The sequence below is a fragment of the Metasolibacillus sp. FSL H7-0170 genome (assembly GCF_038593115.1).
Classification (GTDB): Bacteria; Bacillota; Bacilli; order Bacillales_A; family Planococcaceae; genus Metasolibacillus; species Metasolibacillus fluoroglycofenilyticus.
Genome location: NZ_CP151964.1, coordinates 3,238,758 through 3,256,774 on the forward strand (window position 1 = coordinate 3,238,758; position 18,017 = coordinate 3,256,774).

15 protein-coding genes are annotated in these 18,017 nt (G+C 38.2%); 9 read left to right on the plus strand and 6 right to left on the minus strand.

The genetic code is table 11. The features are described 5' to 3' along the window. Window positions 1-39 precede the first annotated feature (39 nt). The gene (map, locus tag MHH70_RS15095; protein WP_066164776.1) at window positions 40-792 is read left to right on the plus strand and encodes a type I methionyl aminopeptidase; all 753 of its coding nucleotides are present in this window, start codon (window positions 40-42) and stop codon (window positions 790-792) included. 128 nt (window positions 793-920) lie between these two features. Then, entirely contained in the window at window positions 921-1,127 is a 207-nt protein-coding gene (locus MHH70_RS15100) for a hypothetical protein (RefSeq protein ID WP_107943638.1), read from the plus strand. Between the two features lie 17 nt (window positions 1,128-1,144). On the opposite strand, the gene MHH70_RS15105 is transcribed toward MHH70_RS15100, so the two are convergent. Next, a complete protein-coding gene (locus tag MHH70_RS15105) occupies window positions 1,145-1,846 on the minus strand; it encodes a hypothetical protein (protein ID WP_342471876.1) in 702 nt (233 codons plus the stop codon). 249 nt (window positions 1,847-2,095) lie between these two features. On the opposite strand from MHH70_RS15105, the gene MHH70_RS15110 reads away from it, so the two are divergent. Next, window positions 2,096-2,914: a polyphosphate kinase gene (locus MHH70_RS15110; RefSeq protein ID WP_066164969.1), complete on the plus strand. Its 819-nt coding sequence runs from the start codon at window positions 2,096-2,098 to the stop codon at window positions 2,912-2,914. Between the two features lie 658 nt (window positions 2,915-3,572). Continuing rightward, complete coding sequence (locus tag MHH70_RS15115) at window positions 3,573-4,181, plus strand: GNAT family protein (protein ID WP_342471877.1); 609 nt, start codon at window positions 3,573-3,575, stop codon at window positions 4,179-4,181. Between the two features lie 158 nt (window positions 4,182-4,339). Here the strand turns inward: MHH70_RS15115 and MHH70_RS15120 are convergent, their stop codons facing one another. The 3 genes from MHH70_RS15120 to MHH70_RS15130 form a co-directional block, all read right to left on the minus strand. Continuing rightward, complete coding sequence (locus MHH70_RS15120) at window positions 4,340-4,906, minus strand: carbonic anhydrase (RefSeq protein ID WP_066164779.1); 567 nt, start codon at window positions 4,904-4,906, stop codon at window positions 4,340-4,342. 742 nt (window positions 4,907-5,648) lie between these two features. Next, complete coding sequence (locus tag MHH70_RS15125) at window positions 5,649-5,807, minus strand: hypothetical protein (RefSeq protein WP_201261965.1); 159 nt, start codon at window positions 5,805-5,807, stop codon at window positions 5,649-5,651. Between the two features lie 130 nt (window positions 5,808-5,937). Next, entirely contained in the window at window positions 5,938-7,173 is a 1,236-nt protein-coding gene (locus MHH70_RS15130) for an aminopeptidase (RefSeq protein WP_066164781.1), read from the minus strand. Between the two features lie 181 nt (window positions 7,174-7,354). On the opposite strand from MHH70_RS15130, the gene motA reads away from it, so the two are divergent. The 4 genes from motA (at window position 7,355) to MHH70_RS15150 (ending at window position 11,028) form a co-directional block, all read left to right on the plus strand. After that, window positions 7,355-8,155, plus strand: coding sequence for a flagellar motor stator protein MotA (gene motA / locus MHH70_RS15135; protein WP_066164783.1), 801 nt, complete (start codon window positions 7,355-7,357; stop codon window positions 8,153-8,155). Next, window positions 8,139-8,906: a flagellar motor protein MotB gene (gene motB, locus MHH70_RS15140; RefSeq protein WP_066164786.1), complete on the plus strand. Its 768-nt coding sequence runs from the start codon at window positions 8,139-8,141 to the stop codon at window positions 8,904-8,906. Before motA ends, motB begins: the two co-directional genes overlap by 17 nt. Before the next feature lie 125 nt (window positions 8,907-9,031). Beyond that, a complete protein-coding gene (locus MHH70_RS15145; RefSeq protein WP_066164789.1) occupies window positions 9,032-10,120 on the plus strand; it encodes a carbohydrate kinase in 1,089 nt (362 codons plus the stop codon). Beyond that, window positions 10,117-11,028 carry a pseudouridine-5'-phosphate glycosidase gene (locus MHH70_RS15150; protein WP_066164793.1) on the plus strand — a complete coding sequence of 304 codons (912 nt, stop codon included), beginning with the start codon at window positions 10,117-10,119 and terminating at the stop codon, window positions 11,026-11,028. The genes MHH70_RS15145 and MHH70_RS15150 overlap by 4 nt, the downstream gene beginning before the upstream one ends. A 134-nt stretch (window positions 11,029-11,162) precedes the next feature. Here MHH70_RS15150 and MHH70_RS15155 read toward each other — a convergent pair whose 3' ends face one another. Then, entirely contained in the window at window positions 11,163-11,852 is a 690-nt protein-coding gene (locus MHH70_RS15155) for a response regulator transcription factor (RefSeq protein ID WP_066164796.1), read from the minus strand. Between the two features lie 6 nt (window positions 11,853-11,858). Further along, complete coding sequence (locus MHH70_RS15160) at window positions 11,859-14,879, minus strand: ATP-binding protein (RefSeq protein ID WP_342471878.1); 3,021 nt, start codon at window positions 14,877-14,879, stop codon at window positions 11,859-11,861. Between the two features lie 198 nt (window positions 14,880-15,077). On the opposite strand from MHH70_RS15160, the gene MHH70_RS15165 reads away from it, so the two are divergent. After that, complete coding sequence (locus MHH70_RS15165) at window positions 15,078-18,005, plus strand: S-layer homology domain-containing protein (protein ID WP_342471879.1); 2,928 nt, start codon at window positions 15,078-15,080, stop codon at window positions 18,003-18,005. Window positions 18,006-18,017: the final 12 nt, after the last annotated feature.

Genomic DNA, 18,017 nt, shown 5'->3' on the forward strand with positions numbered 1-18,017 from the left:
TAGTAATTAAAGATTTTCTTTAAAGGAAGGGCGTTTAAGATGATTGTAACTACTCAAGAAGAATTAGATGCGTTTAAAAAGATTGGTCGTATCGTCGCGGAAATCCGTGAGGCGATGAAATCTGCTACGAAGCCAGGTGTTACAACAAAAGAACTAGATGAAATAGCTGGACGCATGTTTGAGGAGGCAGGTGCGCTGTCTGGACCTAAAGGAGAGTATGATTTTCCGGGGTATACTTGCATTAGTGTGAATCACGAGGTTGCACATGGTATCCCTGGTGATAAAGTAATTCAAGAGGGCGATTTAGTCAATATTGATGTATCAGGCTCCTACAACGGCTATTTTGCAGATACAGGCATCTCTTTCGTTGTTGGTGAAGGCTATGCCGATAAGGAAAAATTGTGTACTGTAGCAAAATCTGCTTTTGAACGTGCAATGACGAAAGTAAAAGCAGGTTCAAAATTGAATCAAATCGGAAAAGCGGTTGAGCGTGAGGCCAATGCAAATGGGCTAACAGTCATTATGAATTTAACAGGACATGGTTTAGGGCGTTCACTGCACGAAGCACCTGACCATATTTTAAATTACTATGATGCGTGGGATTCAACAATTATGACAGAGGGTATGGTGCTTGCTGTTGAGCCTTTTATCTCAGCGAAGGCAGAGCATATCGTTGAAGCAGGTGATGGTTGGACATTTATTACTCCAGATAAATCACTTGTTGCACAAATTGAGCATTCTATTATTGTGACAAAGAATAAACCAATAATTTTAACAGAGCTAGAAGATTAAAGAAATAGGGGCTGTATGAAAAGCGTATGAATAAACCGCTTATCATACAGCTCTTTGCTGTTTTGTTGAAAACATTAAGAAGCTCCCTCTATGCTAACCACATAATTAACATCTAGGACCAATGTTTTTTGCGACGAGTAACCGTAGGAGCACATGTTTTTTATACCGATAACAAGGCGACAGATATAGAAGTTTCCAAACCCTACAGCTGGCGAGATAATACCTTTGTTAAGCTCATTTCAGCAGGTGTTCAAACATCTGCTGATAAAGAGGAATTCAGTCTTTGTCACTGGACGGCTAAACAGCTTGAAAAAATCAATTATACCGAGGTGTAATTGATTTTTTTACAGCATTAATTATTCTTGCTTTTCGAAAAAATAAGAGAGGCAACGAGCACAGCGCTTAAAAATAGCGCCGCAGCTGTTACAAATAGCTCTTCAAACCCATTATGCCATGCAATACCTAAATAGCCCCAAATAAATATGGAAGGTAGTAGCCTATCAAAATAACGATAACGAAAATGAAGTGCCATTGCAGCCCCGATAGTTAATAAAATAACAGCCCATAAAGCATTACTTAACCCTAAGCCATGCCAATTATTATAAACCATCGTATATGAGAAAAAGACATATGTTAAAAATAGCATCCAGCCAAAAAATAATGAGATTGCTACACGCCCTTGGCGCGGCTTCCTCTTTAAGGAATATGTCCGATAAAGCATAAAGAGCGAAAGAAGCTGTATCATTAATAGTAAAAGCGCGATAATATGATGCTCCGCATGCCAACTGACGAAAAAGCTAATGAGAAAAATATAAGCTAATAGAAGCAATGACAGTTGTATAGAAGTTTGATGGCGTTTGCGTAGAGAGTATATTATTAATCCTATAAAAACAGCTAGCCAATATAAATAAACATAACTAGCGGGAGAAAATAATAGGGGTAAACGATTGATGCTGTCCAATGTTGAAAACCCGAATAAATGACGCCAAAATGTATGTATTGTAAAAAGTATTGTTAAAATTGTAGAGCTGAACAAAAATGTAGTTCGAGCCATATAGCCCTCCCCTTTCCGTAAAAAATTATATATCTTTTATTTCGCTCCCACAACTAAAAGACAGGATAGACGTCCAAAATATCATACAGTAGTTGGCACTTTGGACACTGACTATTTTTTATAGTTTTTTAAATACTTCCACCGCTTACCTATATGCTTGTCGTTCTAAATAGGATAGAATAATAATAATTTACTGATTAAGGAGTGGGAAAATTGAAAAAGTTAAGCGATTTAGATTTAACATTAAGCATGGATAAAAAAATGTATAAAAAGAAACTTAAAGTGCTGCAATATGAAATGCTCAATGCACAACAGTTTTTATTTAATAATAAAATCGGCTTAATTTTTGTATTTGAAGGAATGGATGCTGCTGGCAAAGGTGGCGCAATTAAGCGATTAACAGAGCGTATAGACCCTCGAGGATTAGTCGTGCATCCAATTTCTGCTCCTCAGCCACATGAGCTACGTTATAATTATTTACATCGTTTTTGGCGTAAATTACCACAGCATGGGCAAATTGCGATATTTGACCGTTCCTGGTATGGGCGGGTGCTTGTTGAGCGCCTAGAAGGCTTTGCTACAAAAGACGAGTGGAGTAGGGCATATGAAGAAATAAATAACTTCGAGAAGCTCCTAACGGACGGTGAATATATCGTTATTAAGTTTTGGCTACATATCGATGAGGATGAACAGTTAAAACGTTTTACTGAACGGGCAGAGGATCCTTATAAAGCTTGGAAGCTAACAGATGAGGATTGGCGCAATCGAGAAAAATTTAAAGATTACACAGCAGCCGCAGATGATATATTCGCTAAAACTGATAGCAAGCGAGCTCCTTGGGTTTTAATACCTGGAAATGATAAATTATATGCACGTGTGCAAGTATTAAAGGAAACGCTAGCTCATATAGAGAAGGAAGCGGAAAGAAGAGGCTTGCATTTAGTCAATCAATTGGACAATATCCCGCAACAATTTGAGGAAGAGGCAATTGTAGCAGAGGAGCAGGTAAAAGAAACTGTCACTAAGCCGAAAAATGTTGTAAAAAGTAAAAGGCGAAAGTATAAATAAGTAAGGAGTTGTCCGAAAAGTCCATTTTGTTTTGCCAGCGCATTGAAATCGATGTTTTCATCGCTTCCCTTTTACTGAAGGATAACGCTGCTAAAGTCAATGTTCATCCCATTTTTAAAAGAGGCGTTCTCTGTTTATCGCGTATTAACAAATTTGTTTGCGACGAGTAACCGCAGAAGCAGGCTGTAATACCCCCACTTCAAAACAGCAGATAAAAACAGGATGTTTAAGTGGGGGATCAAACAGCCTGTAAAAACTAAGAATGAGGCCAACACGATGTTGGTCACACAAGCGTTTTCGCAGGATGCGAAGATTCTAGCTTGTGTTCCTCTATCACCAATCAGTGGGGGGCAAAGCCCCCACTGATTGAAGGTTCACTTTATAGGAATCAACATTTTGTGAAACATCATCGCTACTGTCCAAAATGCCCGCTATGCACGGCATTTTGGACAGCCCCATCGGCTAAAATTTTGTGTACCTACCGTTTCGCTTTCGGAACAAAGAAGCCGTTTCAAAATGACTTTTCAGGTGGCTCTATTAGATATTAGCCTCATAAAATTGATGCCTTACAGTCTGTCAATATGAGGTAAAGTATAATCTGTTTTTACTTACGAAAAAATTTTTAGGAGAAGGCGCTTTCTTTAGCGATGTATAAAAAATGTTAAAAGATTTTTTAAGCTTATTTCAAAAGAAAGGTGATACGGTGATTACTATTGCGTGTGAACGATGTGATTTACGAACTTTAGTAGAAGCGGACGCACCTAGTTTGGCTGTATTGTTAGCTGAAAATAAATATTTTTGGTCAACATATGAGCCACTACATCATCCTAATTTTTATACAGTGGAAACACAACGCAAAAAAATTATAGAAAGTTTATATTTGTTAGAGGAAAAGCGTGAGTTTTCTTTTGGGATATTTGTAAAAGGAACAAATCGTTTAATTGGGCACATTTCTTTATATGCAGTAAAACAACTTCCTTATTCAAGCGCTTTTATTGGTTATTCAATGGATCAGCATTTTGCTGGAAAAGGCATTGCGACAGAGGCTGCAAAAGCAGTTGTGAGATTTGCCTTTGAGCAAGTGGGAGTCCATCGTGTCGAGGCGTATGTAGCGCCGGCTAATACAGCTTCTATTCGCGTGTTAGAGAAGGCGGGGTTTGTTAAAGAGGGGCTATTACGTAAGCTATTATTTATTAACGGACAATGGGTAGACCACTATATGTATGCGTTATTGGTAGAGGATTCTAAAGAGCTGTATGAAAAATAAGCATTTTTCATACAGCTCTTGTTTTTTAAAGTAAGCTTTTGGCATTTGAGTAGCGTCTGGGCTAAACATGTGCTTTTCTTAAAGTATAGGCATTCTTTGAAAGTCTGAAAACATAGCCTTTAAACATTTCTCAAAAGTAGATTACACTTTCTTTCTTATTAAAGAAATTCGTGCCCATCCTGTACTAAGTCTAGGCGACCTGTACTTGGGTCGATGACAAGTCCATGAACAGGTATACCTTTAGGCATTAAAGGATGTGAACGGACGATGTCGACACTTTTTAAAACGCTTGTTGTTACATCTCCAAATCCACGTAGCCATTCACGCAAATCAACGCCAGAATAGCTAATAATATCAATCGTTTCTTGGCTAATACCACGTTCTTTCATGCTAGCAAGCACTTGATCTGGGTCAACAGCACTCATGCCACAATCATAGTGACCAATAATATAAATTTCATCTGCCTGTAGGGCATAAACAGCTACTAATAAGCTACGCATAATACCGCCAAATGGATGATTGACGATTGCCCCAGCGCTTTTTACAATTTTCACATCGCCATTGCGCAAATTCATCGCCTTTGGCAACAATTCAACGAGTCGTGTATCCATGCAAGAAAGGATAACGATTTTTTTATCAGGATATTTAGTCGTAATATAAGGCTCATATTGTTTATGTGCTACGAAAAATTCATTAAAATTTAAAATATCTTGTAATGAAGTCATATAGTTGCCCCTTTCCTTTACTACTAAATTGTAAAGCAAAATAGGAAGAATGCCAAATAGTAAAATTGCAGTCTTTTCCTTCAAAAATGACGACATCCACACAAAAAGAAGAGCATGTTAAAAAAGCCATTTTGAACATTCTCTTTGCAATGAAAGAAATAACAATACCGCAGGAGCAATTGTTTTGTATGCTGAAGATGAAGCAATAGGTACAGAAATTTCCTCCTTTCGAAAGATGTGGAATACACGTTGAAAAAGTTAAATAGGGGCTGACCAAAAAGCCGTGCATAGCCGGCGTTTTGGTCAGTAGCGATGATGTTTCACAAAATGTTGATTCCTATAAACAGAGAACGCCTCTTTTAAAAATGGGATGAACATTGACTTTAGCAACGTTATCCTTCAGTAAAAGAGAAGCGATGAAAACATTGATTTCAATGCGCTGGCAAAACAAAATGGACTTTTCGGACAACTCTAATTGTATATAGGAAATATTAAATGTTAAATTTCATTGAGGTATACCTATCGGCTGTATATCTTTATAAAGGGGGAAGGAGGTGTGCATCGCCTGCCTTTGATGATGTTTCAGCAAAAAAGCTATGGTTGGAGAGCTTCTTTGAAAATAGGAGTCATATTAGGTTTAGCAGCCTTTTTTCGGAGGTTAAAGTATGTAGGTAAAAATCAATTTTTTTAGTGCACTTACAAAACGAGGCTGTCTTTTGAGACAGCCCCGTAGTTCATTTTATTATTTTTTACTATCAATACGAGTAGAATCAGCTGAATTTAAGCCTACACGTAAGTAATGAATAAAGAACCATACAGAAATTAAAAGAACTACTGTAAAGCCAAGTACTGTTGTTAAGTACGTGGATGCAAGTGGATGATGATGATTAAAAATAAACATTACTTTATATCTCCCTTCATACAATCATTATTTAATATTATACATGAAAGCATGCTATCAAAGTAGAGCTAATTCATATTATTCGAATTTAATAGCTGAACTTATGTCAACATTTTGAAGGCAATTTCGACTAAAACGCCCAATTTCCATTGCGGAATATTGGCTCTTTTTCACCGTCAGCATTAATACCATCGATATTCATTTCACCTGAGCCAACCATAAAGTCAACATGTGTAATGCTCTGGTTTAAGCCATTTGCTAATAAATCCTCCTGTGACATTGTTTTGCCACCTTCTAGGCAGAATGCGTAGGCGCTGCCGATAGCGAAATGGTTTGAGGCATTTTCATCAAATAAAGTATTAAAGAATAATAGACCTGATGCTGAAATTGGGGATTGATGTGGAACAAGTGCCACCTCCCCTAAATAGTGCGAGCCCTCATCTGTTTCTACTAATTGCTTTAATATTTCTTCACCTTGCTCTGCCTCGACACCAACGATTCGACCATTTTCAAAAGTTAATTTAAAGTTGTCGATAATATTACCGCCATAGCTTAATGGCTTTGTGCTAGAAACATAACCATTTACACCTGTTTTATGCGGTACAGTAAATACTTCTTCCGTTGGCATATTTGCCATAAATTCGTGACCACGCTCGTTAACGCTACCTGCACCACACCATAAATGTCCGTTCGGCAAGTCAATTGTTAAATCTGTGCCGGGAGCTGTATAGTGTAGCTTTTCATATTTTTTAGCGTTTAAATAATCCACTTTTGCATGTAGTGTATTATCATGATTCTTCCATGCTTCAACTGGATTTTCTAAGTCAGCACGAGTCGCTTTGAAAATTGCCTCCCATAGCTCGTCCACTTGCTTATCTGCTGAGAGCTCTGGGAATACTTTAGCAGCCCACTCTTTAGAAGCTGCGGCAATTACCGTCCAACTAATTTTGTCTGATTGCACATATTGGCGATATTTATTTAAAGCCATGCCTGCTGCTTTTTGATTTGCCGCAATACGCTTCGTGTCAATACCTTTTAATAAATCTGGGCTTTGCGAAACAATGGACATAAATGCGGCCCCTTGTTCAGCTAACGATTCGCGTTCAAGTTTTTTCCATTCTGGGAAGAAATCAAAGGAATCCTCTGGCGCCAGCTCATAGCGCAAACGTGCGATTTCATCATCTGTAAAATCAACAAATACTTGACGTGCACCATTTTCGTAAGCTACTTTTGTAATTAAACGAACAAATGGCGCTACCTCTGTAGAAGCTTGAATAAAGAGATATTGATCCTTTTGGATATTTACTCCTATTTTTACAGCGAGTTCAGCATATTTTAATAAATTTTCTTCAAAGACTGTGCTCATTTTCTCATGTCCTCCAATATTTATATGATAAAAATCAAATGTATTGATACCATCTAATCAAATATACCGAAATTTGCAGAAAAATGCATTAATGCATCGAAAAAAAATGCAAATAAGATTATACTAAATGATAGAATACAATTATTAAATAAAAAGTATGGGTTATTGGAGGTTATACATAATGGATCTTTCCTCGTTAATAGGTATAATTTTGGCATTTGTTTCACTACTGACGGGTATGATATTAAAAGGGGTAAGCTTAGGTGCACTAGCAAATCCAGCTGCCATTTTAATCATTATTTTTGGTACAATATCCGCAGTAGTAATTGCCTTTCCTATGAAGGAATTAAAGCGAGTACCAAAACTATTTAAAGTGCTATTTACAGAAACAAAGTTAACAGGTGATATAGAAATCATTAAAATGTTTTCTCAATGGGCTGATTTAGCTCGTCGAGAAGGGTTGCTTGCCCTTGAAAGCAAAGCAGCGGAGATTGAAGACCCATTTCTAAAAAATGGCTTAACGCTTGCTATCGATGGACAAAATGCAGATTATATTCGCGATGTACTATCAGAGGAAGTAGAGGCGATGGAGGATCGCCATGCTAGTGGAGCCGCAATTTTTTCACAAGCGGGTACATATGCACCAACATTAGGGGTATTAGGGGCTGTAGTAGGTTTAATTGCTGCCTTGCGAGATTTAAGTGATATAGATGGATTAGGATATGCTATTTCAGCCGCCTTCGTTGCGACATTATTAGGGATTTTCACAGGTTATGTATTATGGCATCCATTTGCTAACAAATTGAAGCGAAAATCCTCTGTAGAAGCGAAGCAAAAGCGCATGATGATTGAAGGGATTTTATCTGTTCTTGAAGGAGAGGCACCACGTGTAATTGAACAAAAGCTGGCTTCTTACTTACCTTTAGAAGAACGTAAGCAAATCATGGAAAGCGGGGCGGGTGGCCTTGGCAAAGAGGCATAAAAAACATAAAAAGCATGAGGAACATATTGATGAGTCATGGTTAGTTCCATACGCTGATATATTAACACTGTTATTAGCTCTATTTATTGTTCTTTTTGCTTCTAGTTCAGTAGACCAGGAGAAGCTAGAAAGAATGTCGCAAGTATTCGGTCAAATATTTGATGGTGGGGCCGGAGTATTGGATAATCCGTCTATTCCAGATCATCCAGATGCAATAAGTGGTGAAATCACAGAACAAACAGTAAAGTATTTAAGAGACCAAGAAGAGCTGCAGCAAATTCAAGGGCGAATTGATGAATTCATTGCTATTAATGAACTAGAAGAGCAGTTTGAAACGAGCAGGACAGAAGAGGGCGGTGTGCTCATTCGAATTCGCGATAGCGTGCTTTTCGACCCGGGTAAAGCAGATGTCAAGCCAGAATATGCAGCAATTGCACAGGAGCTATCAAAAATTTTACAGTTGGACACACCGCGAAGTATTATTGTCACAGGGCATACAGACAATGTTCCTCATTACAGTGCAGAGTTTAAGTCCAATTGGGAGCTATCTGTCATGCGCGCAGTTAATTTCCTGAAAAATGTAATCGACAGCAATCCCGAGCTAGACTCAGAGCAGTTTAGTATTAGAGGCTTTGGTGAATTCAAGCCGATTGCTAACAACGATACAGTAGATGGGCGTGCCCAAAATCGCCGTGTTGAAGTATTAATCCAGCCATTAATATTAGAGGACGGCAGTGAGATTCATGAATAATTGAAGAAAAAGAGCTATGTGTAAGACTGAAAAAATTAATTTCGTCTTTTATAGCTCTTTTTTTTTGACATTCAATAAACAAAAGTTTATAATTTAAACAAAAGTTTGAGAGGAGGAAAGTTGCAATGAATGACAAGGAGAAACTTGTATTACAGTTAGTCCAAGAAAACCCTTATTTATCGCAGCAGGAAATGGCAGAAGTGTTAAATATGTCACGTCCAGCTCTCGCAAATATTATTTCAGGATTGATAAAAAAAGGCGAAATTATTGGTCGGGCATATGTTTTGCCGGTCAAGCAATCCATTGTTGCTATTGGTGGAGCAAATGTCGACCGCAAATTGCATATTACAAATAAAGTACAGCTAGAGACGTCCAACCCCGTAACAGCAAACGAAAGCGTTGGTGGCGTAGCACGTAATATTGCAGAAAATCTTGGGCGCTTAGGCAATCAAGTGAAATTGTTAACGACACTTGGGCATGATGCCGATGCGCAAATGATTGAACAAGCTAGTCGTGCTTTTATTGAGCTCGATATCATTGAAAAGTTAGAAAAGGAGCAAACCGGCTCTTATACAGCGGTATTAGATAAAGACGGTGATTTAGTTATTGCCTTAGCAAATATGGCTATTTACGAAGCGCTGACACCTAGCCTACTTGACAAGCATATGGCAACATTAATAAATGCTTCAGCTATAATTATTGATTTAAACTGTCCAAAGGAAACGGTAATGTATGTTCAGCAACTTGCCAAGGAGCGTAATATTCCACTAGCAATCGTTCCTGTTTCATCACCTAAAATGAATCGCATGCCAGATGATTTACAAGGTGTGACTTATTTTATTTGCAATAGAGATGAGGCAGAAACATACTTACACATGACTTTAAAGGATGAGGCAAGTTACGAAGAGGCTGTAAGGGCATTGCTGGAAAAAGGTGCAGAGCATGTTGTGCTCACTTTAGGTGGAAAAGGTGTGCTAGTTGGAGAAGGGGATAAGATCCAGCATTATAGTGCATATAAAATTAATGATATTAAGGATGTAACAGGTGCAGGTGATGCCTTTGTAAGTGCTTGTTTACACGGTGTGATGCAAGGTGATACTTTACACGAAGCGGCGCAATTTGCACTGTATCATGCAGCAAAAACATTACAAGCCAATACAACAGTACGCCTAGTAAAACAAAATGAATATAAAAATTGGAGGAATTTAAAATGAAACAATACTTATCTTATTCACAAGAAGTGTTAGAAGCAAAGGAAAAAGGATTACCGATTGTTGCATTAGAATCAACAATTATTTCTCATGGCATGCCTTATCCTCAAAACGTGCAAACTGCGCGTGAAGTGGAGCAAATTATTCGTGATAATGGAGCAGTACCTGCAACAATCGCTTTAATTGACGGGCAAATTAAAATTGGTTTATCCGATGAAGAGCTTGAGATGTTCGGTAATGCGCAAGGTGTAGCGAAAGCGTCACGCCGTGATTTAGGCTATTTAATCGCAACGAAAAAACTAGGTGCAACGACGGTTGCAGCTACAATGATTTGTGCAGAGCTTGCTGGCATTGAGTTATTCGTAACAGGAGGTATCGGTGGTGTACACCGCGGTGCTGAAACGACAATGGATATTTCAGCGGACCTAGAGGAGCTTGCAATGACAAAGGTAGCAGTTGTGTGTGCAGGCGCAAAATCTATTTTAGATATCGGTTTAACATTAGAATATTTAGAAACAAAAGGTGTACCTGTTATCGGCTACGAAACAGATGTATTACCAGCATTCTTTACGAGAGAAAGCGAATTTGCAGTAAATTTCCGTGCTGATTCTGCTGAGGAAGTAGCGGCAATGATGCGCGCGAAATGGGATTTAGGTTTACGCGGTGGTGCAATCGTTGCAAACCCGATTCCTGTCGAACATTCAATGGAAGCCAGCTTTATTAACGGCATTATAACAGGTGCATTAAAAGAAGCAACAGAAAAGGGCATCGCTGGTAAGGATGTTACGCCATTTTTACTAGGTAAAGTAAAAGAGCTAACAGAAGGAAAATCATTAGATGCAAATATCGCATTAGTGAAGCATAACGCAAAAGTTGGCGCAGGAATCGCTGTAGCCTTAATGCAAAAATAATCAATATTATGCTAAAAATAAAAAAGCCTAAATAATTTTGGAAGATGGTGCAGCATCGGACACTTAATTGTTTAGGCTTTTTTTACAAGAGGGCTAGGAATTAATTTACCATGATAATAAGCGATATAGCGTCTCTACTGGAAAGTAAGACGGTAACCTTGTCCTCGCTCCATTACAATTTGTGTATGGTGGCCTGGAATCGCTTCTAGCTTCCTTCTCAAATTGCTAATGTGCACTCGTAAAGCCTGTGTTTGACCGATGCTATCCTCATCCCAAATAAGTTGATAGAGCTCGGATGCTGGGAAAGTTAGCCCAGCGTGCTGGGCTAAAAAGAATAAGATTTGAAATTCCTTTGTTGCTAGCGATAGCATCGTATTGTTAATCGATACTTTTCCCGAGTGTATATGGAAATGAAGAGCACCAATAATTGTAGGCTCTGTAGAATGCTCTATATTGCTTGTTTTTCGACGCTGTTGGATTCTATCAATGGCTTTTAACAATCTACTTTTATCAAGCGGCTTTAAAATATAATCTGCTGCTTGAACATTGAAGGCCTCGAGGGCATAATGCTCATAGGCTGTTACGAAAACAATATCAATTCGCTGTGTTGCATATTCAAATGTACTGGCAAGCTCAATCCCATTCATATCTGCCATATCAATATCTAAAAATAAAATATCGGGCTGCAAAATAGGGATTTGCTCCAACGCTTCTATTGGATTCAAAAATTTCCCGACAATCTGTACAAGCTGACCTTCATGCAAAAGTGCCTCCAATAAATTTATAGCTAATATTTCATCATCAACAATTAAAGCCTTTAACAATAGGAATCACTCCTTTAAGCTATATAAAATAGGGAATCTAATGATAACAGTAGTGCCCTGATTCACTGTACTGTTAATGGTAATAGAGGCGTGCTCGTATTTTTTTAAACGCTTTGCAATATTGCGTAAAGCAACACTTTGACTACGCATCGCATCCTCTGTAAAAATATGCTCTAGTTGCTCTTGCTCAATCCCAATACCGTTATCACTTATTGTAAATATAATTTGCTGCTGTTGCTTTTCGATATGAATTGATAGCTTACCGTCTTCCTTTTTTTTCTTCAAGCCATGGATTAATGCGTTCTCTACTAAAGGCTGTAGTAGCAATGGTGGGATTAAGCTACTTGTTATCTCTTCATCTACTTGTATATCAAGCTGGAGCTGTGCAGGAAATCTCGTTTGATGAATATTGACATAAGCTTGAATAAGGTCTAGCTCTTTTTTTAGCGGCACGAGACTATTCGTATTTTCAAATGAGAAGCTGCTACGTAAAAATATAGCAAAATTTGTAATCATAGCACGTGCCTGCTCTAAATCTAAATAGCTAAGTGATAAAATTGAATTTAATACATTGTAAACGAAATGTGGTTTAATTTGTGCTTGTAAAAATGCGGATTCCATTGTAATTGCTGCTTCAGCAGAATCCTTTAATAAAATTAAATTGCGCACACGTGTCTTTAGCTCGATGATGTCGAGTGGCTTGTGCAAAAAATCATTTGCGCCCGATTGGAAGGCTGCTACCATATCCTCTGGACGAAGAGCGGCAGTCAGCATTAAAATAGGTAGCTCTGTTGATGTGTAGTTTTTTCTAATATGTTGGCAAATTTCGTAGCCAGAAATATTGGGCATCATAATATCTAAAATTAATAAATCAATATCAGGATATTGTGTTAAATAATTAAAAACTTGCTGTCCATCATCAATCGCTATAATGGAGTAGTTTTCCTGTGTAAGAATATCAAGAAGCACCTTCAGATTGACAGCATCGTCATCCACAATGAGAATTCTTTTCATACCTGTTTTTTCAACAATTTGCGGAAATGATAAAAAAGGCTGTTCGTATATTTGTGGAGAGCGCATTGGAAGCTCTTCACTTGACGATTGTCCCTTTGGTAAAGTCACAAAAAAACTAGTGCCTTTTCCAACAGTAGATTCAACATCAATTTTCCCACCCTGTCGCTCAACAAGCTCTTTAGTTACATGCAAGCCTAATCCTGTACCAGCAACAGAATGCTCTAATTGCTGAAAGGACTTAAAGATTACCTTTAAATCTTCTGGAGCGATGCCGCATCCTGTATCCTTCACTTGAATCGTAACGAATGATTGCTCCTCGTAACAGCTAATTTCGATTTGCCCTTTATTTGTATATTTCACTGCATTGTGAAGTAAGTTATATAAAATTTGTCTAAGTCGGTCCTCATCTGCTTGTACAAAATGTCCACGCTTAATACGATTGATAATTTTTACATCCTTACTGAGTGTGTAGGACAACACACCGACTATCATATGAGTAACAGCAAATAAATCGACAGTCGTTATCCGCAATGTCAGCTCATTCTCCTTTAGTTTAGAGAAGTCTAATATATCGTTGACTAAATGTGATAGACGCTCTGAAATATTAAACATAAGTGACACTTGCTCCTTTTGTTCAACTGTTAAGGAGGCTTTCTTCGTACTCGTCAACATAGACTGTGAAATCGCCATTATCCCATGTAAAGGTGTTCGGAATTCGTGAGAGGTTTTAGCAAGAAATTCATCCTTTAATTTATCTACACGTATAAGTGCTTCAGTCAGCTTACCTTTTTCTAAGTAAGAATCAGCAAAGCGATGGGAAATATATAAAGAGAGCATCGTCAAACAAATAAACGGTAGCAATGGTGGTAAAGCATTTAATTCTAAGCTGATATGTGTGTTAAAAGTCGCTACGATAAAATAAAGGAAAATCGCTACTGAGCTTAGCGTCAAATACATAACCCCCGTAGCATGCTTATAAATCGCCATAATTTGCGCATAGAAAATATAAACGATATTCGCAAATATATATAATGAGTTGATGCTTTGTAAATAAGAATTGATTGATGCAGGTAGCATTGCGATAAGCATAAGTGCAACACCTATTATACTTAGGATTCTTACTATTTGACGATTCATATATTTAGGTAGGGCACGATAAAAATATAATAAGATAAAGAACCCTACAAATACGCTTGAAATCATTTGTAAGTTTTGAAATGGAGCATAGCCCATATCGATTAGAGTTAATAAAAGCTTTTCACCATGTGTAAGGGTGTAAAGTGCACCAGCAAAGCAAAAGAGGGCAAAATAAAGCTGCTCAATGCCTAGCCTAGAATAAAGGTAGGAGCCTAAAAAATAAATAAACATTGTTAAAAATGCTGCCATTGTGACAAGGTCATAGAAAAGCGCCGCTTCACGCAGCTTCATAATGCTCATCTGGCCTCCTAAAAACAGCGAACTGACAATCCCTCCACCTGGTACATAATCAAAATTGGCTACATGTAAAAGCAATTCGAGTTCCTGTTGATTAGGTGAAAAATAGGCTGTGTACGGTGTGTTATGTGGTATATAGCCGCTATCTTCCGCAGGCTCTCCGCTTTGCCCAATGCGTTTCCCATTTATATAGAGTGTGTTCGACATGCGGATGGTGCTTGTTTTAACTCCTAAAATTTCCTCATAATCACTAATTAAAATTTTAAGTCGAAAAGTCCCGCTTGCAAAAGACGGTAATTCCTGCCCATCAACAGTATAGTTAGTCCAAATAGAAGGGACATCAACTACATAGCTTTCATACGTATCAAACATGGAGCTATCGACTAATTGATTAGGAATAAATTCCCACTCCCCGTCTAGCTTTATAGGCGCATTATCGCGAAATGTATAATGTCGCAAGTCCATCACACCTTTAGTCGCTTGAGGTCCGTCCGTATTTGGCTGGGTAAATAAATAGACAACACTAGCTATTCCTAGTAAAGCAATAACAATAGCAAATAACAACAATATTTTTTTCATCTTGAAAATCCTTTCAGCATTGAATTTTCTCACTGATTGAACACTGTTTTAGTTGGATTATACTAGATAGCTCGACCTATTAAAACAAGATTTCTTCTAAAAATCTAAGATGAATGTTAAGAAATCTTAACGCTACAAAAATACATGATTCTTTTATACTAGATAGAACGAGACATAATAAAGAGAGGAGAATGGTAGATGATAAAAAAATGGGGCAGCATTTTTATAATTACAATACTTATTTGGTCGCAGTTGGGGGGAGTATCTCCGAAGGCTGCAGATGGATTCGAAATAATAACAAATCCTGATGATACATTAATTATTGTAGGATACGCAGGCCAACTACCTTCGGAGGATTTGGTTATTCCATCTGTATTGGATGGTAAAACGGTAGTAGAAATATATGATGGTGCATTTGCTGGTAGAGCGTTGCAGACATTAGTTATTCCGTCTACAGTAAAAAAAATAGGGAATGGTGCTTTTGGAGTTAATCAAATAACCTCTTTAACTTTTGAGCCAGAATCTGAACTAGAGGAAATAGGGATTGAGGCTTTTCAACAAAATGCACTAACAAATATCACAATTCCTTCTTCTGTTAAAAAGATAGGTAATACGGCATTTGGAAATAATAAATTGGAGAAGATTGGATTTAACGCATCGTCAACTTCGCCAATAGCTATTGATTTTGGAGTATTCAATAATCAATTAGGAAAATTAGATAGTACTTGGTATATAAACGGAAAAGCAAATGAGCCTTGGGATTCTACATTGGCTACAACAATCGATACAGCGATGGTAGTTTATTCTACACCGCAAATATCAGCGACAAAGCCATCTCCGCCAACAATACTCATTGCAACAGCAGGAATTGAAACGGCAACGATATTGTTCCAACCATCAGTAAATGATGGAGGAAGTGCCATTACAGGGTACAAAGTAAAGGTCTATGAAAATGGTATAGAGAAGCCAGCTCTAGAAACAACAACAACTAATCTTACGCCAAATATAGCAAATACATTAATGGTGACAGTGCCAAATTTAACAAATGGTCAATCCTATACTTTTAGAATGGTAGCAACGAACATCATAGGGGATAGTGTGGAATCAGCAGGGTCTAATCCTCCTGTTATACCATCAATGCCAATAACTCCACCCCCAATAACAACAGTGCCATTTGCACCGTATGGTATAATAGCATCTGCTGGGAATGGAAAAGCAAGCGTAAGCTTTGGAGTTCCTATGTATAATGGAGGAAGTCCAATTTTAGGTTACAAAGTGAAGGTTTATGTAGATGGTATAGAGAAGCCAGCCTTACAAACAAATGGTTCATTGAGTCCAATCACAGTGCCAGGCTTAACAAACGGAACAGAATATACTTTTAAAGTAGTAGCAACAAATGCTATAGGAGATAGTGCAAACTCAGGAGAATCCAATACAGTGACCCCAAATGCTGACACATTGACAGATGAACAAGCTGTGACACAAGCTATTTTTGCGTTAGCAGTTGGCTACGCCACAGGAGATAGTTCAGCACATGTTACAAAAGATTTACAATTGCTGACGAGTGGACTGTTTGGTACGACAGTCAGTTGGTCATCTAACCAGCCGCTAATTGTGAAGCCAAATGGTAATGTGATACGCCCATCAGTGGAGGATAATATAGTTATCCTAAAAGCAACAATTGCAAAAGGTAACACAAGTGGAACGAAAACATTTACAGTGACAGTAAAAGGTGTTAGCGCACCAACAACTCCCAATGTAACGCCACCACCGTCAACTGGTGGAGGAACAACAAATAATAACAACGAGACTGGTAATAATAGCAATACGAATTCAACAAGTGAGCAGTTAGTGATCGATGTTCAGGCTGGAGATGGGCATGATGTAGCAAAAACTATCGTTAATCGCACAACCAATTCAGATGGTACAATACAAGACCGTGTTACATTGACTGCACAAAGCACAACAGAGGCATTGGCAAAATTGCAAGAACAGCGTTCAGATACAATGCGTATTATCTTACCGACAGATAATCGCGCCCAGCAAACAGATGTTGTTGTGCCACCGGCAGTATTAACAATGTTAAAAGAAGGGGAAGTGCTGCTAGAAATCGTAGCGACTGACACAAAAATTACGATTCCCCAAAGCTCGCTTCAATCCTTTGAGCAAGAGCTATATTTCCGTGTAGTACCGGTTAAAACAGTCGACGCAAAACAACAGCTAGAAGAACGTGCAAAAACAGGGCAAGCAGTACAACAACTTGCAGGTAACACAATAGTGACATTGCTTGGTCAACCAATGACGATTGAAACAAATATGCAAAACCGTCCTGTGACATTAACATTGCCATTACCAAATGATGTGACACAGGAGCAGCTAGATAATTTAGCGGTGTATATCGAGCATAGTGATGGTACGAAGGAAGTAGTACGCGGACAAATCGTAGCATTTAAAGAAGGTGTGCGCGGCATTCAATTTGAAGTAACGAAGTTCTCAACATTCTCGATTTTATATATGCCACAAGAACAAATAGACGAACAGCCAAATGAGGAGCAATTTGTTTCAAAACCATATATTCGAGGCTATGCAGATGGAACATTCCGTCCGAATGCACCTGTAACACGAGCGCAAATAGCAAGTATGTTAGCGCGCTACTTAACAAATAATGAAATTCCGGAAGTACAAGCAAGCTTCAGAGATACGACAAAGCACGGTGCAAAGGATGCCATTGAATATGTAAAAGAAAAAGAATTGTTCCAAGGTACAACAGCTACAACATTTAATCCAAATGGAACAATTACGCGCGCGCAAATGGCAGCAGTAGTAGTACGCTGGATGGAACAGCAAGGTGAAGAATTAGCGTCTAATACAACTTTGTCATTCACAGATGTTAAAGCAAATCACTGGGCAACTGAACAGATTGCTAAAGTGAATGCATTAGGCATTATGACAGGTACAAGCGATACAACCTTTAACCCTGAAGGTGCCTTAACAAGAGCACAAGCAGTTAAAGTATTGAATCAATTGTTTGAACGTGAAGTACAAACAAGCACTCAATCGCCATTATTCATAGATGTGACACCAGTACATTGGGCGTTTGACGATATTCAAGCAGCAGCACAATAGTAATAGATAAAT